The organism is Deinococcus sp., from assembly GCF_025362455.1.
Classification (GTDB): domain Bacteria; phylum Deinococcota; class Deinococci; order Deinococcales; family Deinococcaceae; genus Deinococcus.
The window spans coordinates 13,924-36,473 of record NZ_JANYGJ010000114.1; the positions used below are offsets into that span (position 1 = coordinate 13,924).

23 protein-coding genes are annotated in these 22,550 nt (G+C 66.5%); 14 read left to right on the forward strand and 9 right to left on the reverse strand.

What is annotated here, in order from left to right; translation table 11 throughout:
- The first annotated feature begins 150 nt into the window (after positions 1–150).
- The 4 genes from Q0R23_RS08940 to Q0R23_RS08955 all read left to right on the forward strand — a co-directional run bounded on the left by Q0R23_RS08940 (position 151) and on the right by Q0R23_RS08955 (position 3,515).
- Positions 151–936, forward strand: a complete 786-nt coding sequence (locus Q0R23_RS08940) for a VC0807 family protein (protein WP_293912218.1) — start codon at positions 151–153, stop codon at positions 934–936.
- Positions 937–1,366: 430 nt separating this feature from the next.
- Positions 1,367–2,560: an HD domain-containing phosphohydrolase gene (locus Q0R23_RS08945; RefSeq protein WP_293912221.1), complete on the forward strand. Its 1,194-nt coding sequence runs from the start codon at positions 1,367–1,369 to the stop codon at positions 2,558–2,560.
- A 38-nt stretch (positions 2,561–2,598) separates the two neighbouring features.
- On the forward strand, positions 2,599–3,207 hold the full coding sequence (locus tag Q0R23_RS08950) for a hypothetical protein (protein ID WP_293912223.1): 609 nt from the start codon (positions 2,599–2,601) through the stop codon (positions 3,205–3,207).
- 158 nt (positions 3,208–3,365) lie between these two features.
- Complete coding sequence (locus Q0R23_RS08955; RefSeq protein ID WP_293912225.1) at positions 3,366–3,515, forward strand: hypothetical protein; 150 nt, start codon at positions 3,366–3,368, stop codon at positions 3,513–3,515.
- A 490-nt stretch (positions 3,516–4,005) separates the two neighbouring features.
- Here Q0R23_RS08955 and Q0R23_RS08960 read toward each other — a convergent pair whose 3' ends face one another.
- Positions 4,006–4,644 carry a DUF697 domain-containing protein gene (locus Q0R23_RS08960; RefSeq protein ID WP_293912227.1) on the reverse strand — a complete coding sequence of 213 codons (639 nt, stop codon included), beginning with the start codon at positions 4,642–4,644 and terminating at the stop codon, positions 4,006–4,008.
- Between the two features lie 81 nt (positions 4,645–4,725).
- Positions 4,726–7,662, reverse strand: a complete 2,937-nt coding sequence (locus Q0R23_RS08965; RefSeq protein WP_293912230.1) for an insulinase family protein — start codon at positions 7,660–7,662, stop codon at positions 4,726–4,728.
- 235 nt (positions 7,663–7,897) lie between these two features.
- Here Q0R23_RS08965 and Q0R23_RS08970 point away from each other — a divergent pair, with 235 nt between their 5' ends.
- Genes Q0R23_RS08970 through Q0R23_RS08990 form a run of 5 tightly spaced genes read left to right on the forward strand, consistent with a single transcriptional unit; the run spans position 7,898 to position 11,341 of the window.
- The gene (locus tag Q0R23_RS08970; RefSeq protein ID WP_293912233.1) at positions 7,898–8,944 is read left to right on the forward strand and encodes a putative Ig domain-containing protein; all 1,047 of its coding nucleotides are present in this window, start codon (positions 7,898–7,900) and stop codon (positions 8,942–8,944) included.
- Complete coding sequence (locus tag Q0R23_RS08975; protein ID WP_293912235.1) at positions 8,941–9,993, forward strand: hypothetical protein; 1,053 nt, start codon at positions 8,941–8,943, stop codon at positions 9,991–9,993. Before Q0R23_RS08970 ends, Q0R23_RS08975 begins: the two co-directional genes overlap by 4 nt.
- On the forward strand, positions 9,990–10,559 hold the full coding sequence (locus Q0R23_RS08980; protein WP_293912238.1) for a hypothetical protein: 570 nt from the start codon (positions 9,990–9,992) through the stop codon (positions 10,557–10,559). The genes Q0R23_RS08975 and Q0R23_RS08980 overlap by 4 nt, the downstream gene beginning before the upstream one ends.
- A gap of 13 nt (positions 10,560–10,572) precedes the next feature.
- The gene (locus Q0R23_RS08985; RefSeq protein ID WP_293912240.1) at positions 10,573–10,806 is read left to right on the forward strand and encodes an RNA-binding S4 domain-containing protein; all 234 of its coding nucleotides are present in this window, start codon (positions 10,573–10,575) and stop codon (positions 10,804–10,806) included.
- Positions 10,807–10,816: 10 nt separating this feature from the next.
- On the forward strand, positions 10,817–11,341 hold the full coding sequence (locus Q0R23_RS08990) for a DUF1684 domain-containing protein (protein ID WP_293912242.1): 525 nt from the start codon (positions 10,817–10,819) through the stop codon (positions 11,339–11,341).
- Here the strand turns inward: Q0R23_RS08990 and Q0R23_RS08995 are convergent.
- Together Q0R23_RS08995 and Q0R23_RS09000 are read right to left on the reverse strand one after the other, a co-directional pair.
- On the reverse strand, positions 11,338–11,991 hold the full coding sequence (locus Q0R23_RS08995; protein ID WP_293912244.1) for a ComF family protein: 654 nt from the start codon (positions 11,989–11,991) through the stop codon (positions 11,338–11,340). The two genes, Q0R23_RS08990 and Q0R23_RS08995, sit on opposite strands and share 4 nt — an antisense overlap.
- Positions 11,988–12,539 carry a hypothetical protein gene (locus Q0R23_RS09000; protein ID WP_293912246.1) on the reverse strand — a complete coding sequence of 184 codons (552 nt, stop codon included), beginning with the start codon at positions 12,537–12,539 and terminating at the stop codon, positions 11,988–11,990. Before Q0R23_RS09000 ends, Q0R23_RS08995 begins: the two co-directional genes overlap by 4 nt.
- Positions 12,540–12,866: 327 nt before the next feature.
- Here Q0R23_RS09000 and Q0R23_RS09005 point away from each other — a divergent pair, with 327 nt between their 5' ends.
- Positions 12,867–14,294 (forward strand): PLP-dependent aminotransferase family protein, encoded by a 1,428-nt coding sequence (locus Q0R23_RS09005; protein ID WP_293912247.1) that lies wholly within the window; start codon positions 12,867–12,869, stop codon positions 14,292–14,294.
- Between the two features lie 98 nt (positions 14,295–14,392).
- Here the strand turns inward: Q0R23_RS09005 and Q0R23_RS09010 are convergent, their stop codons facing one another.
- Together Q0R23_RS09010 and Q0R23_RS09015 are read right to left on the reverse strand one after the other, a co-directional pair.
- Complete coding sequence (locus Q0R23_RS09010; protein ID WP_293912249.1) at positions 14,393–14,710, reverse strand: hypothetical protein; 318 nt, start codon at positions 14,708–14,710, stop codon at positions 14,393–14,395.
- Between the two features lie 4 nt (positions 14,711–14,714).
- Positions 14,715–15,938 (reverse strand): class I SAM-dependent rRNA methyltransferase, encoded by a 1,224-nt coding sequence (locus Q0R23_RS09015; protein WP_293912251.1) that lies wholly within the window; start codon positions 15,936–15,938, stop codon positions 14,715–14,717.
- A 275-nt stretch (positions 15,939–16,213) separates the two neighbouring features.
- On the opposite strand from Q0R23_RS09015, the gene Q0R23_RS09020 reads away from it, so the two are divergent.
- Positions 16,214–16,744, forward strand: coding sequence for a hypothetical protein (locus tag Q0R23_RS09020; protein ID WP_293912252.1), 531 nt, complete (start codon positions 16,214–16,216; stop codon positions 16,742–16,744).
- A gap of 16 nt (positions 16,745–16,760) precedes the next feature.
- Here Q0R23_RS09020 and Q0R23_RS09025 read toward each other — a convergent pair whose 3' ends face one another.
- Complete coding sequence (locus Q0R23_RS09025) at positions 16,761–17,231, reverse strand: peroxiredoxin (RefSeq protein ID WP_293912254.1); 471 nt, start codon at positions 17,229–17,231, stop codon at positions 16,761–16,763.
- 249 nt (positions 17,232–17,480) lie between these two features.
- On the opposite strand from Q0R23_RS09025, the gene tilS reads away from it, so the two are divergent.
- Both tilS and Q0R23_RS09035 read left to right on the forward strand, forming a co-directional pair.
- Positions 17,481–19,172 (forward strand): tRNA lysidine(34) synthetase TilS, encoded by a 1,692-nt coding sequence (tilS, locus tag Q0R23_RS09030; protein ID WP_293912256.1) that lies wholly within the window; start codon positions 17,481–17,483, stop codon positions 19,170–19,172.
- A 217-nt stretch (positions 19,173–19,389) separates the two neighbouring features.
- Positions 19,390–20,727 (forward strand): HD-GYP domain-containing protein, encoded by a 1,338-nt coding sequence (locus tag Q0R23_RS09035; RefSeq protein WP_293912258.1) that lies wholly within the window; start codon positions 19,390–19,392, stop codon positions 20,725–20,727.
- Positions 20,728–20,737: 10 nt separating this feature from the next.
- On the opposite strand, the gene Q0R23_RS09040 is transcribed toward Q0R23_RS09035, so the two are convergent.
- Both Q0R23_RS09040 and Q0R23_RS09045 read right to left on the reverse strand, forming a co-directional pair.
- Positions 20,738–21,226 (reverse strand): hypothetical protein, encoded by a 489-nt coding sequence (locus Q0R23_RS09040; RefSeq protein WP_293912259.1) that lies wholly within the window; start codon positions 21,224–21,226, stop codon positions 20,738–20,740.
- 32 nt (positions 21,227–21,258) lie between these two features.
- Positions 21,259–21,396: a hypothetical protein gene (locus Q0R23_RS09045; protein ID WP_293912262.1), complete on the reverse strand. Its 138-nt coding sequence runs from the start codon at positions 21,394–21,396 to the stop codon at positions 21,259–21,261.
- A gap of 331 nt (positions 21,397–21,727) precedes the next feature.
- On the opposite strand from Q0R23_RS09045, the gene Q0R23_RS09050 reads away from it, so the two are divergent.
- Positions 21,728–22,333: a DUF402 domain-containing protein gene (locus Q0R23_RS09050; RefSeq protein ID WP_293912264.1), complete on the forward strand. Its 606-nt coding sequence runs from the start codon at positions 21,728–21,730 to the stop codon at positions 22,331–22,333.
- The last annotated feature ends 217 nt before the right edge of the window (positions 22,334–22,550 follow it).

The following is a 22,550-nucleotide window of genomic DNA, read 5'->3' on the forward strand; positions in this document are numbered from 1 at the left end:
CGTTGGCCTCCGCTCCGGCCTGAGCTCAAGCGCAGTGGGAGCCGGGTGGGAGCCTGACCCACATCGACCTGTCTTTCCCATTTCCTACCTCCCACTCCCCATCTTTTCCCACAGGCCACAGGCCTCCCTCTCCGTGAGACAATTCCCCACATGACCGTTCCCACCCCATCTGCCAAACCGCGCCGCCGGGTAGGCGTCCCCAAGACCGTCTGGGACCTGCTGTTCACGCTGGTGATCCCGATTGCCATCCTCAGCCCCAACATCCTGGGCAGCGGCATCAGTATCAGCGAAACGGTGTTCGGCGGCGGCGTCACTGGCAACATCCGCGCCTACCTGCTGGCCGCGCTGGTGCCGGTGGGCTACGTGCTGGCCGACCTGGCGATCAACCGGACCGTCAGTGCCCTGGCCATGCTGGGCGGCACGGTGGCGCTCGTTCGCGGCGCCCTGGCCTTCTGGTACGTGGACGGCGCCCTGTTCGCCGTCAAAGACAGCGTGCCCGCGCTGCTGTTCGGGGTGCTGGCGCTGGGCAGTCTGCTGACGCGCACTCCCATTTTCCGGGTGGTCCTCGACGCCACGACCCTGACCGAGAGCGCCGAGCACCGGGCCGCCACCCAGCGGGCGCTGCACGAACCAACAGTCAATACGGCGGTGCGCGGCGCCACTATTTCGTATGGGCTGGTCGAACTGGCGTCCTCGGTCGTCAATTATTTCGTGAACCTGCGCACCGTAACCGGCAAGTTCGGTTCCGACGCCTTCAACGCCCAGGTGGCGCAGGCCAACGCCATCATGCGCCTGCCAGCGTTGGTGCTGAGCCTGGTCGGGGTGGGCGTGGGCATCTGGCTGATTCAGATGGCCGTAAAGAGGCGCTACGGCAAGGAAGCCGACATCTTCGCGCCGGAGAAGCTGGCCCGGCTGCAAAACAACGCCGATTCGTGATGAGCCTCACCGTGTAGCTAATAGATTTCGAGGATCTTCTTTGGCCCAATGAGCCTGACGGCGCGGACTGTAAAAGGTCTGTGCCGTCAGTCTCTGTGCCGTCAGCTTCTGTGCCGTCAGCTTCTGCCGAGCCTTCACGGCGGCGAACACAGACCCGCCCCCGTTTCGTCAACGCCTGTCAACGAATTGACCAAGGCGTCAGTCGATGAAGTTGTGACTGATCTGTGGGAGCGCCTGGCTAGAGTGGAAGACAAGACCATTCACCCTCCGCCCTCCTTTTTTGGCCCACAAGCGAGCAACCATGACGACTGATTCCGGTTTTTTCTCGGCGCCGCCCGGCGAATCTGCGCCTGTCGCCTCAGACCACGCGGCTGCGGATCACCCGCTCCCAGACCAGAGGCCAGACCAGCGAGAGACCTCTGCCCAGAGTGTGCTGAGGCTGCTGCGCGTGGCGTTGGAAGCGCCCGACCTCGGTGCGGGCGTGGTTCCGACGCTGCACGAACTGATCGGCAACACGGCGGCAGTGGGCGCGGCCTACTTTCAAGTCAAACACGGTCAAGTCAAGCACAGCCAGGTTAAACACAGCCAGGTCGAGCAGCTCCAGCTTCAGGGATCGCCGCCGGACCTTGGGCTTCAGACCAGTCCGCCGCTGATCTATCAGGTGCGGGCCGCCGCCGGGGAGATGCCCGGTACGCCGGGAATGCAGGCCATCGCCGCCCACGGTCTGCCGAGCGACACGCCGCTGCTGCGGGCGCTGCTCAGCCGCCGCACGCCGATGTTCTTCGGCGATACCCGGCTGCATCCGGAATCGGCAGGTTTTCCCGAACTGGGCGTGGCCAGCCTGGCGGCGGCCCCGGTGCTCAGCGCCCGTGGCGAGTTGCTGGGCGCCTTCCTGATGCACACCTTCGAGCTGCACGCCTGGAGCGACGAGGAGATGCGGCTGTGCAGCGGCGTGACGGGCATCATCGCCTCGCTGCTGGCCCGCCTGGCCGCCGAGGAGCAGGCCACCGCCGCCCGTGAAGCTGCATTGCGTGCCCTGGGGCTGGCCCTGGAAGCCCGTGACCGCGAAACCCAGGGCCACACCGACCGGGTCACAGGTATGGCGCTGCAACTGGCCGAGCACCTCCAGCTCGGCGCCGAGGAGTGCCAGGCCCTGCGCTGGGGCGCCTACCTGCACGACATCGGCAAAATCGCCATCGCCGACCAGATTCTGCACAAGCCCGGCAAGCTCAGCCACGAGGAATTTGGCCTGATGCAGACCCATGTGATCGTCGGTCATCAGTTTGCCGGTGCGCTGGGTTTTTTGCCGCCTGAAGCCCTGGCGGTGATCGCTCAGCACCACGAGCGCTGGGACGGCGCCGGGTATCCGCAGCGCGTGGGGGGCGAGAGTATTCACCTGCTGGCCCGCATCTTCGCCCTGTGCGACGTGTACGACGCCTTAATCAGCGAGCGTCCCTACAAAGCGGCCTGGACGGTGGAGGCCGCCCGCGCCGAGCTTCGGGCACAGTCTGGGCTGCACTTCGATCCGCAGGTGGTCCAGGCGTTTTTCGGGGCCTTCGGAGAGGAGGAACCGGCGTTCTCAGGGCCAGGACCGGTGGTGCAGACGGAACTGTACGGCGCCTGACCTCACCCAGTCTTCACCAGGCAATGTGAAAGTAAGGCATGCGACTGTTGCTGCTGGCCCTGATGCTGATAACCCTGGCCGCCGCTCAGGCCGACAAGTCCCCGACGGTGTACATCAACGGCACGCCGATTAAAGGCAGGGCCGTGACGGTGGACGGCAAACCGTATGTGGCCCTGCCGGTCAGCGAGTTGCAGAAGTCCGGCGCCCTGGTGGCAGGCGGGTCGGTGCCGGTTGGGGCGATTCAGGGCTGCCTCGGTCAGCCGCTGTTCAACGGCGTGGTGCGGATCACGCTGCTTTCGGCGGGCGTCAAGGACAGCAAGTACGTCATCAGCTTCAAGGTCGCCAACGGCGCCCAGAAGAACCTGCTGCCTCCCACCGACGCCGCCGTGAACTACGATTACATGTTCGCGGCCAGTGCCGACGGACAGGTGCAGAAGTTCGATACCTGGGACGAGGCCAATACTCCCAACCACCAGATCACGCCTGGGGCCAACCTGACCGCCAATTTCGTACTCAACACCCCGCCCGCCTTCACCGTGACCCGGATTTTGTTCCGGCCCGACGCCGATACGCTCACGGGTGGGCGCACCAGGGGCCTCCCCTTCGCCCCGGTGAGCAACATGGAATTCGCGCTGAAATGCAAGTAGCTTCAGCCGCTCTCCTGCGACCATGCTCGTTTTTTCGGCAGTCGGGCTGAACAGTCGGGCTGAACAGTCGGGCTGAACAGTCGGGCTGGACAGTCGGGCCGGAACTGGGCGTACCGCGTCTGGACAAGGCAGAAGCCCGCTTGCTGGCCGAGGTGCCCGTGAACGCCGACACCCTGCTGGACGGCCTCCGCTTGGGCTGGAGATTGGCGCTCAGGGCCGTGCTGGGCGGCTATCTGGCGCGGGGCTACGCGGTCACGCAACTGGCGCGGGAAGGAGAACGGGCGTGGTACGTGCTGGAGCGAGGATGAGAATTAGAGCAGTACTCCGAATTACGCCACGGGGAAAACAGCCTCCCCGCGCCTCCATTCTGCGTCCTGCTCAGTCAAAACTACTCGCTCCGCTCGGTCATAAAAAGACCCTTTTTATGACATCTGCTCTAGGTCTCTGGCAGTGGATAATTCCGGTCCAGAAAAGCTCTGTAAGCGTCACGAAATGCAGCGATAGCCTGGGCGTCCGAGTCGTGTTTCGACCTAAAGTCGGGCCAGAAGTTGCCCTCTTCAAGCATCCCGCTCTTACCACCCAGAATAAACTCGTTGAGGAAGCCGTCCCACCGTTTGTAAGTTGTTGCATTGGGCTCAAAGAATCGGCTAGCGATTGTGATTCCGGACAAGCACGCGATAACTTCCAGCCAGCTCGGATTTTTATAGAAATACATATGCGGTCGTTTTAGAAATGATAGTAGAAGATCGTGGTAGTAAGGAACTGCCGGTGTACTGCCCAGATCGTTTGCTTCCCCCATCAGTTCAACTTGCTCTGATCCGCTTCCTTGTTCAGCTTGACCGGGCCGGGGGCGTCCAGCGTTTTGGGGTCGCCTTCTCCCTTCGGTTTGGCCCGCTCCTCGGCGCGGCGGCGCAGTTCACTGGCCAGGTCCGTGAAGTCGCTGGCGCTGGGCAGGATGTTCTTGGTGGTCTTGCGGGCCTCCTGCACGACCTGGATCTGCTTGGTTTTGTCGAACGGCAGGCCCTGGGCCTTCTGGGCAAAGTACTGCTCGGAGAGGCGGCCCAGGGCGTAGGTCCAGCCGTAGACCGCCGGGGCGGTAATCAGGCCGCCGATGACCGGCAGCGCCAGTTTGGCCAGGCCGCGCATGACCTGGCGGGCCAGCATGCCGTAGGCGACGGTGGCGCCCAGCTCCTGCACGATCTCGCGGGCACGCTCGGCGCTGATCTCGAAGCCGTAGACCTTGCCGACGTGCAGCACCATCTTGAGTTGCAGCGGCGTGATGATGATCAAATCGGCGAACGGCAGCGGCTCGACGGCCACCGTGCCCGACAGCAGCGCGGCGGCGCGGATGACCTCCTCGGCGTTCTCCTCACGGGACCGCGCCGGGTCGACGTCGAAGTTGAAGTTATCCAGCACCTGCTTGAGCAGCGGCAACATGGCGACATGCTAGCGCCCCTGGCCGGTGGAGGTCAGGGGCGAAGCGGATGGAGCCTTTAGAGTCTGAGCTTACGTCGGTGTTTACGAAACCGGCTTGACCTCGAACTTCAGCTTCTGCGCGGCGGTTTCCTCGTTCGGATCGCGGCCCGAAAGCGTGGCGTAGGCTGCTCGCTCCGGCGTCAGGTAGCTGGCCTGGACGCGGCGCAGATCGGCGAGCGTGACGCGCATCATGCGGGCTTTGTAGTCCTCCTGCATGTCGGCGCTGAAGCCCGCCAGGTCGCCAAAGATCCGGCTGCGGGCCACGCTGTCGGCGCTCTGGAGGGGATCGAGCTGGCGGCTGGCGCTCAACACGCCCTCGGTCAGCTCGCGCTCGCTCAGGTCACCGGTCAGGAACTCACCCAGCTTGCCCATGACCTCGTAGGTCCGGGCGATGTGCGGGTCGCGGTAGCTGCTCATGCTGAACACGCCGCTGCGAGAATCGAAACGGGCGCTGCCGCCGTAGGCCCCGCCTTTCTCGCGCAGCTCCTTGAGCAGGTACTCGGTGCTCAGCAGCTTGGCCAGCACCAGCAGCGCCGGGCTGTCGGCGTGGCTGTACGGCACGGTCTGGAAGGCGACGGCGTTGTACGCCACCGGGGTATCGGTGGTGCGGGCCTGGGGGACGCGGGCCTCCAAGGCGGGCGTGTAGAGCTGGGGCGCCGCGCCGCCGAAGAGGCCCGCCAGGGCGCTGACATCCAAGTCTAAGTCGCTGCCGGAGGCGGTCAGCACCAGCCGGGCCGCACCTGCACGAATGACCGCGCTGAGTTCTTCCAGGCGGGTTCGCAGCCCGGCCCAGTCGGCTCCAGCCTGCCACCCCTGCAAGCGGGTGAACGCCGCGAAGCCGGTCTGGCGCTCGTCCAGCGCCTCCAGGGGGCTGACCTGGGCCGCCGCCAGGGTCGAGGCGTAGCCCGCGCCGTTGCTGACCAGCCCGGAGCGCACGCCCGCCACCCGCTGCGAGACGAGCTGTGAGAGCCGCTCGTCGCTGAACTGCGGCTCGGCGATGACGGCCCGCAGCAGCTCGGTCATGGCGGGGGCGTTGCGGCTCAGGGCCTTGGCGCTGAAGGTCAGGCTGGTGCGAATCGGCGCCAGCGCGTCCGGGCCGTTGCCCTTGCCCGCCGAGACGCCCACGCCGCCGGTCACAGCCTCGATGCGGCGGGTGAGTTCCACCGCGTCCATGCCCGCCGCTCCGTTTCGGGTCACCGCGAAGGCGTAGAAGGGCAGCAGTTCCAGTTGATCGTCACGCAGTTCGGGCAGCGGCACTTGCACGTCGAGGTAGACCAGGCCGCCCGTCGGCTGGGCGGCGCGGTACAGGGTTGCGGCGCCCAACGGCTTCGTCTCGTAGGCCGGGCGCGGCACGTCCAGCGTGATTTCATCCAGGCTCAGGCTGGGCAGCACCGAATGGTCGTCTTGCGGGGCGTTTTGCAGTGCCAGGGCGTCCTGCACGATCTGGGCGCGGTCCGTCTCGGTCAGCCCTGCGCTCAGTCGCTCGACCAGTGCCTTCTCGGCTTCCACCTGACCGTCTTGCAGGGCCGGGTCCGGCGTCAGGCTCACCGTGACGCGGTGGGCATTCTCCAGCAGCCACTGACGGATCATCGGCTCGAAGACGCGCCCGGCTCGCCGCTGGGCCTGCAACTTCTCCAGCTCGGCGCCCAGATCCAGATTCGCCACCGGATCGCCGCCATAGAGCCAGGGATTGAGCACCGCGAACATCATCTTCAGGGCATACGGCGTGCCGGAGTTGCTGACCTCGCGCTGGGCGATCTCGAACTGGTGCAGGGCGCTGTCGATCAGGGCGTCGTCGAGGCCGGTTTCGGCGATCTGCTTCAAGGTGTCCAGCACCAGGCTTTCCACCTCCGCCGCCCGGCCCGCTGGCAGCCCCTTGAGGCCCACCGCGAAGGCCGCCTCACGGAAGTTGTCCATGTAGCCGCTGCCGTCGGCCAGGGCGCTGCCGAGGCCCGAATCGATCAGCGGCTTGTAGAGCGGCGCGGCGGGGTTGCCCAGCAGCACCTCGCTCAGCACGCTCCAGCGCAGGTTCGCCTCGGCCTGATAGGTCGGCGTGACCTTCCAGGCAATCAAAACCTGGGCGCCGCGCTCGGTGTCGGTGGAGGGGTAGGCCGCCTCGAAGGAGCGGGGAGCGGTGAAATTCGGCTGATCCGGAATCTGCACGTCGAGCGGATTGGGCGTGAATTTGCTCATCACCTCGCGCTCGATGGTGCCCAGCAACTCTGGCAGGCTCAACTCGCCGTAGCTGTAGAAGTAGGCGTTGGACGGGTGGTAGTGCGCCGCGTGGAAGGCTTTCAGGTTCTCGTGGGTCAACTCTGGGATGCGCTCAGGAGCGCCGCCGGAGTTGTTGGCGTAGGTCAAATCCGGGTACAGTGCCTGGCCCAGCGTGCGCCACATCACGCTGCCGGGGCTGGCCATCGCCCCTTTCATCTCGTTGTAGACCACGCCCTGCATCTTCAGTTCGCTGCCCGCGTCGGCGGGGTCGGCGTTCTCGAAGCGGTGGCCGTCACGCAGGAAGCTCACGCGGCTGAGCTTGGGAAAGAAGGCCGCGTCGAGGTAGATGCCCAGCAGGTTGCCGAAGTCACGCGGGTTGCGCGTCGAGAACAGGTAGGTGGTCCAGTCCGAGGAGGTCATGGCGTTCATAAAGGTGTTCAGCGAACGCGGAATCATGGCGAAGAACGGGTCCGAGACCGGGTAGCGCTGCGAGCCCATCAGCGCGATGTGCTCCAGGATGTGCGCCACGCCCGTCGAGTCCTTGGGCACGGTCGGGAACGTCACCGAGAAGCCCATGTTCGGATCGTCGCGCACGATATGGATGTGGCGGCTGCCGAGTTCGTGCCGAAGCTGGATGTACACCGAGGCCGTTTCGGGAAGCTGCTCCACGCGCTCGACGGTATAGCGCCCGATGTGCTCGCCGACGTTGGGCAGGGCCACCAGCAGGGGAGCGCCAGTGCTGGAACTGGGTGAAAGTTGAGTCATGGACGGAAGTCTAGCGCCCGTGTGAGAGTGGCAAGGTGTGATGTGGGGCAGAAGGGAAGTGGTGGGGAGTCAGGAACAGGGCAGGGACGATGGTCAAGTAAGGTGCTCAGGCAGGTATGGCAAGCTCTCAGGCTGATTAACTCGGAACCGCTGTTATTCCACTTCCCACTTCCCCTCTCACCACCGTCCATTAACCCTCCCACTCTCTCTCACCAGCCTCCGTTACACTGCCCGCATGAAACGACTGCTTCCCGCCCTTGCCGGGGTCAGCCTGCTCCTGAGCGCGTGTGGCAGCGGCGCGGGCACCAGCACGCCGACATCCAGCCGCGAGCTGCTGAGCTTCAGCACGGCCTCGCTGGGCAGCGCCTACGTGGGCGAGGCGTTTACCAGCACCGTTGCGCCCGTCGGCGGCACCGGGCCGTACAGCGTGCGCCTGGCCAGTGGCGCCCTGCCTGCCGGGCTCAAGTTCACGGGCGGCTCCAGCGCCGTCCTTGCGGGCACGCCGACGGCTACCGGGAGTTCGAGTTTTTCCCTGGAAGTCAGCGACGCCAACCTGAGCGTCAAGACCCAGAGTTTTACCCTGGCCGTCACCGATCTGCCGCCGCTGGACTTCACCCTGAGCCTGCCCACCGGTGAGGTGCGCGGCGAAACCAGATTGCCCCTGAGCGTGCAGGGACCGCGCGGCGTGCGGGCGGCCCGCTACACCTGGGTGATGCCTGAAGGCGCCGTCGTCACCAAAATCCAGTCTGAAAACAGCACCGACGCGGGCCGCCCGGTGGTGTTCTGGAAGCAGAATGGGCGCAACTTATTGCTCGATTTCGGCTTCCGACTGGCACCGAAAAATGGCGCCCAGGTGGCCCTCATCAGCGTGAGGCCCATGACCGACAAGCCGCTGTCGCTGGCCGCCGCCTCCGGCACGACGACCTTCCTGCTGGCCCAGGACGGCGCGGGCAAGGTGCTGCGCGAGGTCAAGCCGCCGGAGCCGAAAGCGCCAGAGGTCAAACCAGCAGACACCAAGCCCACAGACGCCAAGCCGACAGACGCTAAACCGACAGACACCAAACCAGCAGACCCGAAAGTCGATCCCAAGGCCGCTCCGGCTGGTGCCCCGGTGACGCCGCCGTTCAGCACCACGCCCACGACGGACCCAACCAAGACCGACCCGACCAAAGCGGCGCCCACGACCACCGATCCGGCCAAGACGGACACGCCAAAACCTGATCCAATCACTCCTGCTGCGCCGAAAACCGACCCGGTGCCCGCTGTGCCTGGAGGCAAATGAAGCGGCGTTTTATCGCTGCCGGTGGCGTGTTGCTGGGCCTCCTGACGCTGGCCGGGGCGACGTATGCGCCGCCGCTGAGCCTGGAGCAGCAGGCGGTGAAGGCCGAAGTGATCGTGCGGGCGACGGTGGGTACGCCCGCCACCGTGCAGGAGAGCGCCCAGAGCTGGACCGTCTACCCGCTCACGGTGCTCGAAACGCTGGCCGGTGACGCCGCCGCGCTGCCCAGGTACCAGGACAAACCCGCCGTCTGGGTGCTCGGCGGCCTGACGGACGGCCCCATGCTCAAAAGCGGTGAGGCCATGCTGCTGCTCTATAAAGCGCGTCTGGACAGTCCGCTGGTGGGTTTTAGCCAGGGCCAGTACAGCGTCGATGGACCGGCGGAGCGCAAGCTGGTCAGCGGACTGCCGGACGGCACGCCGGGCGTGACCAAGGCGCCGCCCCCGGTTGCTACGCCCTCGGCAGGCGCCAGCGCAGGCGTGAGCACGCCAAGTACGGCCACTCCCAGCGCGGGCGCGACGACGCCTTCTGCGGGAACCTCCACCCCTTCTGCTGGAACGACCACGCCGTCAGCGGCGACCATCACGCCTTCCGCCGCGTCTGCCACGCCTTCGGCTGGAACGACGATCACTCCTTCTGCTGGCAGCCCCACGACGCCGTCAGCGGCGACGACCACGCCCTCCGCCGGAACGACCACGACGCCCTCGGCTGGTAGCACCACGACGCCCTCGGCAGCGACGTCCACACCGTCAGCGGCGACGACCCCCGCGCCGTCCAACCTCGGTGAAAGCGCGACGGTCACGGCTCCGGGTAGCACGCCCTCGGCAGCGGCCAGCACGACGCCCAGCGCTGCGCCAGCGGCTGCGACCACACTCAGCAGCGCCGCGCCGGGGACCACCACGCCCAGTGCAGCAACTACAACGCCCAGTTCAGCCGCCACACCGCCAGCACCGACGCCGCCAGCCGCTCCTGCCGCACTCGGCCCCGGTCAGCTCACGTTGGACGCCTTCCGGCAAGCCGTCCTGGCCGCGCGGGCCAAGGCGGGCAAATGAAACGCCCGGTGATACTGGCCCTGGTAAGTTCGGCGCTGCTCAGCCTGGGAGCGGCGCAGGCGGCCAAGTTCGCCAGCGTGCCGCTGCGTCCGCAGGGTGACGCGCTGCGCCAGGAAGTGCTCTCGGCCCTCAGAGCCCTGAGCAGTCCCGACTTTCCCGTGACGCTCGACGACAGCGCCCAGGGCGCCGGGCCGCTGCTCCTTCTGGGCGGCCAGACCGGTGCCAGCGCCGTGCCGTTCAATCCGGACGTGGCCTCGCGGACGCTGAACGTCGGCGGCGTGACCCGCACCGAGTTCAATCCGCAGGGGCCGGTGCCACTGGCGGCGGCGGTACGTGCCGAGATCGGCAAGCTGCTGGGCCTGAGCGAGTTCACGGCGCTCTCGGCCCGGCGCAAGCTCAGCGGCGCGGACATCAACGGAGACGGTAAGGTGGACCTCAGCGACCTGGCGCTGCTGATGGGCAACTACGGCAAAACCACCAGCGGCCTGCCCGGCGACCTCAACCGCGACGGGCGGGTCGACGAGAGCGACGTGAAGCTGTTTACCGAGGAGTACAAGATTCCATGACCCTGAGAACCCCATGACCCAGCGAAGTAGCGCCCCACGCACCGACCCCGACGCCACCATCGATCTGCAAGATTTTCTCAAGATCGCCGGGCTGGTGGAAACCGGCGGCGAAGCCAAATTTCGCATCCAGAACGGTGAGGTCAGCCTCAACGGCGAACCCGAAACCCGCCGCCGCAAGAAGCTCAGGCGCGGCGACATCATCGAGCTGCACGGCACGCCGCATACGGTGGACTGGCCCGAAGAGTGAGCGCCGGGGAATGAGCGGAATCGGGGAATGGGAAGCCGCCCTGCTCGACTTCCGTGCCCGTAAGGACACCCATTTCAAGAGTAGTCGCGGGCCGATTCTGGCGGCGAATCTAGCTACGTTCACGGGTCTGGCCTATTTTCCGCCCGATCCGGCTTGGAACATGCATTTGAAGCTTAAGCGGATACCGCCTGAGCCAGTGACGCTGGCGACCACCACACCCGGCGAAACGCAGACCTTCGTGAGCTGGGGCGTGGTCGAGCTGCCTTCCGGTGAGCGCCTGACCCTCTACGCCCGCGCAGGCGATGACGTGCCCGCCAGCCTGTTCGTGCCGTTTCGGGACGCCACCAGCGGGGCGCAGACCTACGGCGCGGGCCGTTACCTCGACGCGCCGACAGACGGCAATACGGTCACGCTCGATTTCAACCGGGCGTATCACCCGTACTGCGCCTTCAACGACGCCTACACCTGCCCGCTGCCGCCCGCCGGAAACCGCTTGAACATCGCCGTGAAGGCCGGGGAGAGGCTGCCGGTCTAACGGGTCAGCACCGCGTAATACACCTGCTCCATGCCGTGATCGGCCAGCGCGTCGCGGCAGGCGATCAGGGTGGCCCCGGTGGTCATCACGTCATCAACCAGGAGCAACGGGCCGCCCAGTTCCAGCGCCTCCGGCAGCGGCACGAAGGCGCCTTCCAGGTTGCCGGAGCGCTCCGAGCCGCTTTTTCTGGCCTGCTGGGCGGTGTGGCGGCGGCGGGCCAGGGCTTCGAGGTACGGCAGTTCAAGCGCGTCCGCCAGAGCGCGGCCCAGCATCTCGGCGTGGTTGAAATGGCGCTGGCGTTGCCGCTCAGGGTGCATCGGCACGGCGCTGACGGCCTGAATGCCCCAGCCCGGCGGCACGCCCCGCGCCAGAGCCTGTCCCAGCACCCCGGCCAGGTCGCGGTGGCCGCTGTATTTCAGCTCGCGGGCGGCCCGGCGCAGCAGGCCCTTGTGCTGGCCGAGCACCACCAGATGCGGCCTCACCGTGTTGCTGAGCATCGAGTGCGACTCGACCCGCACCGTCAGCGAGGCGGCGCAGCCCGCGCACAGCCCCGCCGAGTGGCCCAGCGACTCGCCGCAGCCGGGACAGGCGCGGGGCAGCAGCGCGCGCAGCAGTTTCTGGACAACGGCGGTCACGGGCCGGTTGGTCACGGGCCGACGGGTGCCTGACCGGGCTGGGCGGTGCTCAACTCATCTACGAACAGCGGCACCGCTTCGGCCTCGATGCGTGCCCAGGCGGCGTCCATGCTGTACGGATTGGTGTAGATGGCGGCCAGCGCCAGGCAGGCGTAGTAGTGGCGCACCAACCGGCTCACGCCCGCCTCGCCCAGCCGGGTGCGCTCGCCAGGGCTCAGAAGCTGCGCGAAGGCGGCAGGCTGCTCCAGCGCCGGGTGCCCACCCTCGCGGATGGCGGCCCGCACGAATTCGGCGACCTGCGAGGGGTTGTGCCAGAAGCCGAACAGCAGCGTGTCGGTCAGGGCGTCTAAGCGCTGCATGGTGCCGGGCGGGGAACCCCGTGAGATCATCTGCCGGGCCAGCGTCTGGCGCTCGTTGCGGGCCAGGCCGTACTCGCCCAGGGTCAGTTGCGGGTTTTTGGGAGTCAGGGCGCCGCCCAGGGCACGCCGCAACCGGTACGCCATGACGTAGTGCTGGAATTCGAGCAGCAGTTCACTGACCGGCGCGGGTGAGGTGGTGGGCACGCCAAAAGTCTAGAGGACGCGCGTTCTCAAGACTGGACAGAAGCACCCAGTCGGCGCGAGAAGGTGAGTCGAAAGAGCACCTGTTTCCCAGACAGAAGGCGCTGGAACGACGGCTGCGTCACCATTCGCGGCTGAGGCCAGGCAGGCGATACGCTGTCTTTGCGCCGCTTGAGAGAGAAGACCAGGCTCTGATGACCTCGGACTCTCAGTCTTGATCGGCTCCGCATTCCCGTGCCACATCGGAACAGCGGTTTCGTCAGCATTCGATATTGCCTGAAAGCGGCTGGGGTGCCCGTCTCAGACCGCCCCGGCCCGTATCATGCCCCCATGCTCGCCCTGCCGCCCGCGCTGAACGGTGAAACCCAGCACGCCCGCGTGACCCGCGCCCTGCGCGAGCAGATTCGCAGCGGTGAGCGCGGCCCAGGCGAGCGCCTGCCCGGCAGCCGCGAACTGGCCCGACTCTGGGGCGTGGCCCGCAACACCGTGGACGGCGCCTTCGAGCAACTGCGCGACGAGGGGTATCTGGAGGTCCGGCCCAGAAGCGGAACCTACGTGGTGCCGCTGCCCGCCCCTGAGCTGCCCAGCTCGGACCCCGGCCCGCCGCTGCGCCTGAGCGCCTGGGCACGCCGGGCACTGGACGGTCAGGGTGTGCAGGGCACGGCACCGGCTGGAACGCACGCCAGCTTCATCGACTTCCGGCTGGGGCGCCATTCCAGCGGACTGTTTCCTTCCGAACAGTGGGCACAGGCCCTGTCCCGCTCGGCGGGCGACGTGGCCCTCTCGCCGCCGGATGCGCGTGGGCCGCTGATTACGCGCTCGGCCCTGTGCGAGTGGCTACGCCGGGAGCGCGGCGCGGTGCTCACGCCCGATATGCTGCTGCTGACCGGTGGCGCCCAGGAAGCCCTCGACGCCCTGTCGCGGCTGCTGCTCGAACCGGGCCGATTGGCGGTCCTCGAAGACCCCGGTTACCCCGGTGCCCGCGCCGCGTTTCAGGCCACGGGCGCCGAGTTGTGGCCGCTGCCCGTCGATGGTGGGGGCGCCTGTCTCGGTGAGCTGCCCGCTCAGGCGGTGCTGGCCTACCTGACGCCCGGCACCCAGTTTCCCAGTGGCGTGACCCTGGGCGCGGCGCGTAGATCAGCCCTGCTGGAGTGGTCGCGCCGCGCCGGGGCCTGGATTCTGGAAGACGACTACGCCGCCGACCTGCATTTCAGCGCCCGCGCCCCGCTGTGCCTTCAGGGTGAGGCGCCGGGGCGGGTGCTGCTGCTGGGCACCTTCAGCAACAGCCTTTCGCCCGCGCTGAGAAGCGGCTATCTGGTCGCTCCGGCGCTGGTGACTGACTTGCTGACCCGTACCCGGCCCGTGACCCAGCGCACGCCGCCGACCCTCGACGCGCTGGCGCTGGCCGAATTCCTGTCGGGCGGCGGCTACGCCCGGCATCTGCGCCGCGCCAGGGGCGAACTCAGAACGCGGCACGAGGCGCTGGTGGGAGCGCTCAGGCTGGCCTTGCCGACGTGGCCGGTAACCCCCGCCGCTGCCGGAACCCACCTGTACCTGCCGCTGCCGCCGGGTTATGCCGAGCTGGACCTTCAGACCCGCGCCGCCGAGCACGGCCTGGGCCTCAGCGTGTCGGGCGAGTACCGGCTGGGCGGCGAGACCTCGGCCCAGGCGCTGCTGCTGGCCTTCGCGCACCTGCAACCGGGGGCGCTGCGGGAGGGCGTGGGCAGGCTGGCGGAGGTGGTGGGGACGCAACGTTGAGCGGCGACAGAGTTTCCGAATCCCCATCTGGTCAAGCTGAGACGGCAACCGATGTTCCAACCGGTTTGTTGTTCATCGCCGACATAGTTGTGCTGAACTCACTTCCCGCCCACCCCGAACTCCTTTTCCAGCCATTCCACTTGCCCGCCTTCCTGCACCAGCGCTTGCCCGGCCTGGGTCACGAAGCGCTGGCGGGCGGCCTGGGCCTCGGCAGGAGAGACGTGGTACGCGGCGGGGCCTTGCAGCACGGCTCGCAGCAGGTCCAGCACGCGGGCATCTGGATGAATTTGCCCCGCCACCACTACATCCGCCTGATAGTTCACCAGATGGTCCAGCGCGAACAGGGCCGGTTCGGTGACGCAGCCGCCTTTGTACGGAATGTTGTTGGGCACGGTGAATTCGATGATTTCGGTCACAACATTATTCCTTTCTGAGCAGCACGCTCTTGAGATACAGACTTTCGGGGACCGCCAGCATGAAGGGGTGGTCGGCAGGCTGGTAGGTCACGGCGACGACTTGCGCCGCCGCGCCCGCCTCGCCTGCCGCGACCCGCGCCGCGTCGAGCAGATCGTCGACTTTCAGGTAATGGGCGCAGGTCGAGATCAGCAGGTGGCCGCCGGGGTTGAGCATCTTCAGGGCGCTGGCGGCTGCGGTGGTAAAGACCCGCTTGGCGTTCGGCACGTCGTCGCGGCGCTTGGCCAGGGTCGGCGGGTCGAGGACCACAGCGTCGAAGCGGCGTTTCTCGCGCTCCAGTTGGGCCAGCACCTCCAGCGCGTCGCCCAGCCGGGCGCCCGCTGTGAGTTTGTTGGCGTGGGCCACCGCCTCCAGAATGCCCAGCGCGGCGGCGTCCTTGTCGATGGCGACGGTCTGGGCGCCCCTGAGTGCGGCGTGCAGACTGAAGCCCCCGGTGTACGAATACACGTCCAGAAACTGCTGCCCCGGCTTTACCAGCCCTGCCAGCATCCGGCGGTTGTCGCGCTGATCGAGAAAAAAGCCGGTCTTCTGGGCGGACTGCCAGTCGAAAAAGAGTTGCAGCTCGTCTTCACGAAACCGGATGCGCTCCGGCACCTCGCCCCATAGCAGGCCGGTCACGGGCTCCAGGCCCTCGCGGCGGCGCTCGCCCACGTCGCTGCGCTCATACGCGGCGCCCGCCCCGGTCTCCTTTTTCAGGGCACCCAGAATCAGCTCGCGGTGGCGCTCGGTGCCCGCGTTGCGAAGCTGCACCGCCAGCACCTCGCCGAACTGGTCGGCCACCACGCCGCTCAGGCCGTCCGCCTCGGCGTGGAGCACGCGCATGGCGTCGGTGCCGTGAATCTGGCCTGAGCGGCGGCTGATGGCCTCGCGCACCCGGCGGCGGTAGAAGCCCTCGTCGATGTCCTCGCGCTCCAGGGTCAGCATCCGCAGCGGGGTGGCGCCCCCGGCATTGAAATAGCCGCGCCCCACGAAGCTGCGGTCCTCGCCGATCACGTCCACGACCTCGCCGCTCTCTATTCCGGCCTGGGCGTCCAGGATGTCGCCCGCGTGGCCGAAGGGGTAGCGGCCCCTGAGTCGGCGCAGCGCCTGGGCCTTGACGGTCACGGTTTTGCCCAGACCTGGCCTGCCGGGAACGGTCTTGCTGATGGGTTTCTTGTTGGCCGGGTTCATGGCACGCACTATCGCATGGCCGCGCCGCCTGGAATGGCGCTTTAATAACGTCGCTCAGCTTAGCCTGATTGCGATATTTTCCACGTCTGATACGGACTCCGATTGAATCGTTTTGTAAAAACGATGAAATCCGACCAACGGGAGTAGGAGCAACTACGGACTCTGCGGTATGGATTAACTTCCGGCGCCTTTTCGGAAGTTAAGGAATTTAGCGGAGTCCGTATGAGACGTTCATTGTGCCGTCCCTGTCAGGACTGCGCCGCTAGTCTGTCGCCATGAAGAAGACCCTGCTCGCCCTGGCTGGACTCGCCGCTCTGCTCTGCGCCTGCGGCGTGGTGCCGCTGCCCGCCGTCGCCATTCCCGACCAGAGCCTGAGTCTGCCCTCCAGCGCGGGCTTCGAGAACTACGTGGCCTACGACGGCAGCGACGCCTTTGGCGGCACCAGCCTGCCCGGCCTGCTGAGCAACGTCTCGGTCAGCGGCAACGTGGATTACGCAGGTGCGGGCACGCTCAAGCAGGTGGCGGTGTACCTGCGCAGCAGCATGCCGAGCTGCGCGGCGCCCCCACTGTCCAAGTCGCCGCTCTCCAAGTCCCAGCTCTGCGCGGCGGGCGACGAGGCGGGGCAGCGCATCGGCACCATCAGCATCCAGAACGGTGCAGTGACCGGCTTTCAACTCGCCGGAGGCGCCCTCGACGCGGCGGCCAAGGCCGGGCACGGCTATTTCGGCGTGCAGGCCATTCAGGGCGCAAGCCTGGTCGGCGACACCCTCAAGCTCAGCGGCATGAAGGCCAGCGCCAAATTCTGAACCGGGTTCGCTGTCATCAGACCGGCTGGGCCTGCAAGCTCTCCAGTTCGCGCAGCACGTCGCCCGCGTGGCGCCCTGGGTTGACCTTGCGCCAGATGTAGGCGACGTTGCCCGCCGGGTCGATCAGGAAGCTGTGCCGGTTGGCGATACCGAGCAGCCCGGTGACGCCGCCCAGAACGCCGTAGAGCTTCGAGACCTCGCGCTCTGAGTCGGGCAGCAGTGGAAAACTGAGCGAGCAGGAATCACGAAACTGTGCCGCTCTCGCCTCGGTGTCGGTGCTGACCCCGATCACGCGGGCGCCGCGCCGCTGAAATTCCGGCAGCGCCTGCTCGAAACGCTGCGCCTCGATGTTGCAGCCGGGGGTCATAGCGCGGGGATAAAAGTACAGCACCACCCACAGGCCCCGCAGCGCCTCCAGGGACACCGTGTGCCCGTCGTCGCTGCGAACCTCGAAGGCGGGGGCGAGCTGGCCAACTTGAAGCGTCATGGTGTCCAGTATGCCGTAGAGGGGGTTGTGTGGTGTGGGAACAGATGGAACAGATAGAACAGATGGCTGGATGGTGGAGGGTTCAGCGAAGCGTTGTCCTGAACAGATGCCTGAACAGATGGGGGCCGTCGGCCTTGCCGGGTTGATCCGGGTGCCGAAGTGGTGGAGCGCCGGGGTGAGGTCAGCTCGGTGAATGATGCCGTCCCGTTCCCTACACCCCACAGCCCACAACCCCGATACCATGTCCCCGTGTCCGACCCACTCACACCCCTGCTTGCCCCGCTGCGGGTCTACGCGGCAACCGACGTGGTGGTGGGCGTGTCAGGCGGGGCCGACAGCGTGGCGCTGTTGCGCGGCCTGCTGGCGGTCGGTGCCCGCCCGGTGGTGGCGCACCTGGATCATCAGCTCCGGCCCGAATCCGGCGCCGATGCCCGCTGGGTGGCCGAGCGGTGCGCCGAACTGGGCGTGCCCTGCGAGCTGGGCGCGGCTCCGGTGGCCCAGGTGGCGGCCCGGCGCGGCTGGAGCACCGAGGAGGCCGCCCGGCGGCTGCGCTACGACTTTCTGAGCCGCGTGGCCCGCCAGCACGGCGTCCGGCTGATTCTCACGGCGCACACCCGCCGCGACCAGGCCGAAACCGTGCTGTGGCAACTGCTGCGCGGTGAGGCGGTGCTGCACGGCATTCCGGCCCAGCGCGGCCCGCTGCGGCGCCCCTGGCTGGGGGTGAGCCGCGTTCAGGTCGAGGCGGCGCTCTCGCACTGGGCGCAAGCCTGGCGCGAGGACGCCAGCAACTCGGAGACCCGCTACACTCGCAACTGGCTGCGGCTGGAGGTGCTGCCGCTGCTGGCTGAGCGTTTTCCCGGCCTGGAGGAAAGCCTGAGTCGCCTGGCCCGTTTCCAGGCGTCGGACGACAGCGCACTCAGCGACCTGACCGCCCGCCTGACACCGCATACGCCGCTGGCCCGGCAGCCTGACGCCGTGCTGCGCCGTTTCGTGCGCCGGGCGCTGCAAGGCGCCGAGCTGACCTTCCACGCCGAGCATCTCGATCACCTGGCCGGGGCGCTGGGCGAGGGCCGGGCGACCCGTCAGACCCTGCCGGGCGGCGCACAGGCGAGCGTGACCGGTGGAGCGTTTTCGCAGCTTCATCTGCCGCGCCCAGATCTCCCGCGCCCGGTTCCGGACGGCCCGCGCCCGACATTCGCCCCACCTGAAAGCTGGACGCTGCGCCGCCGCGAGCCCGGCGACCGGATTCGGCTGTCGGGCGGCACGCGCAGTCTCAGCGACGTGCTGGGCGAGTTACGGCTGACGCTTGAGGCGCGGGAGAACTTGTGGCTGCTGGCCAGCTCAGACGGCGTGCAGTGGGTGGGCACCGCGCCGCCGATCTGGGCGGTGAATGCTAGAAATCAGGTGCCCGACTACGACGAACGCCTGAACGACCCCGATCACTTCTGGATGGGTCAGGCTCTGGCGCAGGCCCGCGCCGCCGCCGAGGCCGGTGAGGTGCCGGTGGGCGCGGTGCTGGTGCGCGGGGGCGAGCTGATCGCCGCCGCCGCCAACCGCAGCCGGGCCGCAAATGATATGACCCGCCACGCCGAGCTGGAAGCGCTCAGGGCCGGGGCCGCCGTGGTGGGGCCGTACCTCAGCGGCTGCACCCTCTACGTGACCCTGGAACCCTGCCCGATGTGCCTGGGCGCACTGACCCTGGCGCGGGTGGGCCGGGTGGTCTACGGGGCCAGCAATCCGCGTGCCGGGGCGCTGGGCGGCGTGTCTGACCTGCTCTCGGCGAACTGGGGCCACCGTTTGGAGGTGACGCCGGGCGTGCGTGCAGGCGAGGCGGCGCGGCTGCTGCGCCGGAGTTTTGCCGGATTCCGGCAGGCGGCGGATGCCAGGGGCGAGTGCATCCAGGGTGAGGGCACAGAGGGTGAGGGCACAGAGGGCGGCTGAACGTCGTCGTTCACCCCCCGGCCCTGTGGAGTAAGACTGTGGAGTAAGGCTGTGGAGAAGGCTGTGTGAAGAACATGAAGACGGCCTGTTGCCGTGCGTCCGGCCTCCTGCGCGGCCTGCAACCGGTTGGTGCGGGCCACGGCGACGGTGCGTGAATCCGCCCTAAGAGGGTGCTAAACTCAGCGTCGTGGCCGCTCAAACTCCTTCATCCTCGCCCGTGCTCCTGATTCTGGCCACGCTGGTCACTGCCGGTCTGGTGGCGTACGGCGTGGTGGCCAGAAACACCACCCTGGTCATCGGCATGACGGTGCTGTGCGCGGCCTTCAGTCAGCGCCTGAGCGGCGTCTGGCGCTGGATTCCCATTCTGGCCTACGCGGCGGCGTTCAGCGTGCAACTGGCGGTCTTCAAAGTGCCCCCCGCTCCGCTGACGTTGCTGGGCGCCCTGCTGCTGCTGCTGGGCCTGGGCCTGATGTTCATCTGGGAGGGCACTAAGTCGCGTGAGACGGTCTGGCTCAAAAACACCGTCAGCGCCCTGGAAGAAGGCAGCGTCAAGCTGGGCGAGGCGAGAGACGCCGAGGCGATCATCCGGGCGGGCATCGTCATTTTGCAGAACCTGCGGGTGGCGCCGCATTTCGCCCTGGTCGCCTACCGGCGCGGCACCCCCATGATCCTGGCGGCGCGGGGGGCCTTCGAGAACTTCATCGAGCAGCCGATCGTGCCCGGTGACAACGACAGCCGCAGCGTCCAGGCCGACCACTGGGTCGCTGAGGAAGTCCTGTCGCTGCTGCCCAGGACGCAGCGCAAGACGCAACTGGTGGTCAATATCTATGGCCGCGCCACCCAGCACCTGGGATTGATCTTGCTGACCCGCGAGGACCGCGAATTTCGCATCGACGAGAAATCGGTGGTCGAGTCGTTCGCCCGGTTGTTCGGCGCCCAGCTCGGCCAGGTCTACGCTATCCGCGAGCTGCGCGACGCCAACGACCTGACCCTCAAAGCCCTGGGCGCCGCCCTGGAGCACCGCGACGACGAGACCGGCGGCCACACTCAGCGCGTGGTGACCCTCAGCCTGCGCCTGGCCGCCCGCCTCGGCTGGGACGAGGAGCGCCTCAAGGCCGCCCGCTGGGGCGCCTACCTGCACGACCTGGGCAAAATTGCCGTGCCCGACGCTATTTTGCACAAACCCGGCCCGCTCGACCCCCAGGAACGCACCAGTATGCAGCGCCACGCCACCATCGGCTACGACATGCTTCAGGACCTGCATTTCCTGCCCGCCGAGACGCTCGATCTGGTGCGCTACCACCACGAGCGCTGGGACGGCGGCGGCTACCCCAGCGGCCTGCGCGGCCAGGACATCCCCGACACCGCCCGGCTGTTCTCGATCATCGACGTCTACGACGCCCTGGTCAACGCCCGGCCCTACAAGCCCGCCTGGAGCCGCGAGCGGGCCTTGCAGGAACTCCGCAAGCAGTCGGGCAGCCAGTTCGACCCGCAATTCGTGGACGCCTTCCTGAGAATGATGTCCGAGCAAGATGATGCCAAGCTGGTGCGGTGAGCGGGAGAAATCAGTAGTCGCCCAATTGCTCGCGCTGCAACTGAGCGTAAGCGAGCGGGCCACCAACTTTAGCAGCCTCAATCCTGCGCTCTTTGACGCTCAGGCCGTCATAGAGGCTGATCCAACGGTCATCAAACTTGAGACCTTCTTCGCGGGCCTCAGCTTCCGGCCTGGACATAAACTCGCAAACCCCGCTAATGATCAGAAAGCTTGCACTGTCTGTTTTAAGCTCATAGCCTGAGAAGCCGTTTTCTGTAATGTAACCCAGATGCTTCAGTCGATCTGGAACCTCATCTGCGGCGACTAGCACAGGAAAAACTTCGATGTTGCTGAAGTGAAATGGAAGCTCAATGTACTCAGTATACCAGAACAGCATCAAGTCAACGCCGTCGTATGATTCAATGAGTAAGGTGGATTTAGAAGTGCTGTGTCTCGTGGGGTGGAACGTATTGTCACTTTTCAGGCGATTTGGTCTTCCGCGAATCAGTTCAAAGCCCATACCATAGTCTACCATCGACTACAAAAGCATCGCTATTTCCGGTGTTCCAGCCGCTCCAGCACCCACTTTACCCATCTGCTCATCCACCCCGGCGTGGGCTCGGTGAGGCGGGAGGCTCCGGCGTCTGCCAGCCTGGCCTTGGTCAGCGTGTCGAGATCAGCGTAATACATGAAGGCAGTGTAGTCCCATAATTATCACTGCATTCTCTCTGAACTGACAAAGATGGATAAGAATGCAGGAGGTAGATTGAAGATGCAGGGAGAACTCGTGTGAAAGGTTTTAGATATAGAAAAACGATTTAAATGCGTGTTGTGGGCTTCGAGCTGTTCGGACACCTGGCGTTTGTAAAGTCCGTACCCACCCCACTGCTGCATGAGCCTGGGAGCGGTGCGCTCTGGACACACTGCTGCTTGAACCTTGAACACGGTGCAATTGAACGCCGGTCTACATAGCTGGGCGGTCAATTAATCCCCCTGGCCCGTTCGGCCTGTACTGTGGCGTATGTCGCCCGCGCCCCGCCACCACGAGTCTCCGGAAGCTGCCGAGGCGGGTCGCCCATCATGCCTCCAGCCGGAGCGGCCCAAAATAGAGAAGCACTATCTGTCGCGGCGTGAGCACCATACCAATACCGGCGTGCGCCAGGTCGGCGTCTATCAGCTTCATCAGCACGGGTTGTACGTGGCCCGCGCCTTCACCGACCATCCCCGGATTCGCGCCTGGCAGGCCCACCTGCTGCCCGGCCTGGGGCTGCAAATCTGCCGCTACGACTTTCACGGTCAGCGTGAGCACGACTACTACCTCGACCTGGCCACCGTCGCCGTGCGCGGCGAGGTCTGGGAACTGCACGACCATTACCTCGATGTGCTGCTGCAAAGCGGCGCGGGCGTCCGCCTGGTCGACGAGGACGAGTTGCACGCCGCCGGGCGAGCCGGTTACGTGACCCCTGACCTGAGGCGCCGCGTCACCGCCCAGGCCGCCGTCCTCCTGAGCGAACTGGAAGCCCACGGTTTTTGCCTGGACGCCTACCTGGCCGCCCGGAACATGGCGCTGACCTGGCAGAACCTGAGCTGGCTGTCTGCCGATCAGCGCCTGGAGTGTCAGGTCTGAGCGGGGAAGAGGCGAGGCGGCTGCGAGTCGTTGAGAAGCTGCTCGATTGAGCGGGACTGGGCTGCCTGTTCAGCAACCTGAATATTCAACCGAACACGCCCTCTTTTGAAACAAGCCAGCCCTTTAAAAACTAAACTTTGTCATCCTGAGCGCGGCGAAGGTCTCGTAGTTGAACGGCGAGATCCTTCGCCGCGCTCAGGATGACATCATGTCATGG

Excerpts from the sequence above, each read along its gene's own strand:
- Q0R23_RS08985 (WP_293912240.1), top strand. The coding sequence starts at position 10,573 with ATGACCCAGCGAAGTAGCGCCCCACGCACCGACCCCGACGCCACCATC.
- Q0R23_RS08970 (WP_293912233.1), top strand. The coding sequence starts at position 7,898 with ATGAAACGACTGCTTCCCGCCCTTGCCGGGGTCAGCCTGCTCCTGAGC.
- Q0R23_RS09045 (WP_293912262.1), bottom strand. The coding sequence starts at position 21,396 with ATGTATTACGCTGATCTCGACACGCTGACCAAGGCCAGGCTGGCAGAC.
- Q0R23_RS09005 (WP_293912247.1), top strand. The coding sequence starts at position 12,867 with ATGCTCGCCCTGCCGCCCGCGCTGAACGGTGAAACCCAGCACGCCCGC.
- Q0R23_RS08950 (WP_293912223.1), top strand. The coding sequence starts at position 2,599 with ATGCGACTGTTGCTGCTGGCCCTGATGCTGATAACCCTGGCCGCCGCT.
- Q0R23_RS09040 (WP_293912259.1), bottom strand. The coding sequence starts at position 21,226 with ATGGGCTTTGAACTGATTCGCGGAAGACCAAATCGCCTGAAAAGTGAC.
- Q0R23_RS09025 (WP_293912254.1), bottom strand. The coding sequence starts at position 17,231 with ATGACGCTTCAAGTTGGCCAGCTCGCCCCCGCCTTCGAGGTTCGCAGC.
- Q0R23_RS08975 (WP_293912235.1), top strand. The coding sequence starts at position 8,941 with ATGAAGCGGCGTTTTATCGCTGCCGGTGGCGTGTTGCTGGGCCTCCTG.
- Q0R23_RS08965 (WP_293912230.1), bottom strand. The coding sequence starts at position 7,662 with ATGACTCAACTTTCACCCAGTTCCAGCACTGGCGCTCCCCTGCTGGTG.
- Q0R23_RS08940 (WP_293912218.1), top strand. The coding sequence starts at position 151 with ATGACCGTTCCCACCCCATCTGCCAAACCGCGCCGCCGGGTAGGCGTC.
- Q0R23_RS09020 (WP_293912252.1), top strand. The coding sequence starts at position 16,214 with ATGAAGAAGACCCTGCTCGCCCTGGCTGGACTCGCCGCTCTGCTCTGC.
- Q0R23_RS09015 (WP_293912251.1), bottom strand. The coding sequence starts at position 15,938 with ATGAACCCGGCCAACAAGAAACCCATCAGCAAGACCGTTCCCGGCAGG.
- Q0R23_RS08990 (WP_293912242.1), top strand. The coding sequence starts at position 10,817 with ATGAGCGGAATCGGGGAATGGGAAGCCGCCCTGCTCGACTTCCGTGCC.
- Q0R23_RS08960 (WP_293912227.1), bottom strand. The coding sequence starts at position 4,644 with ATGTTGCCGCTGCTCAAGCAGGTGCTGGATAACTTCAACTTCGACGTC.
- Q0R23_RS09050 (WP_293912264.1), top strand. The coding sequence starts at position 21,728 with ATGTCGCCCGCGCCCCGCCACCACGAGTCTCCGGAAGCTGCCGAGGCG.
- Q0R23_RS08980 (WP_293912238.1), top strand. The coding sequence starts at position 9,990 with ATGAAACGCCCGGTGATACTGGCCCTGGTAAGTTCGGCGCTGCTCAGC.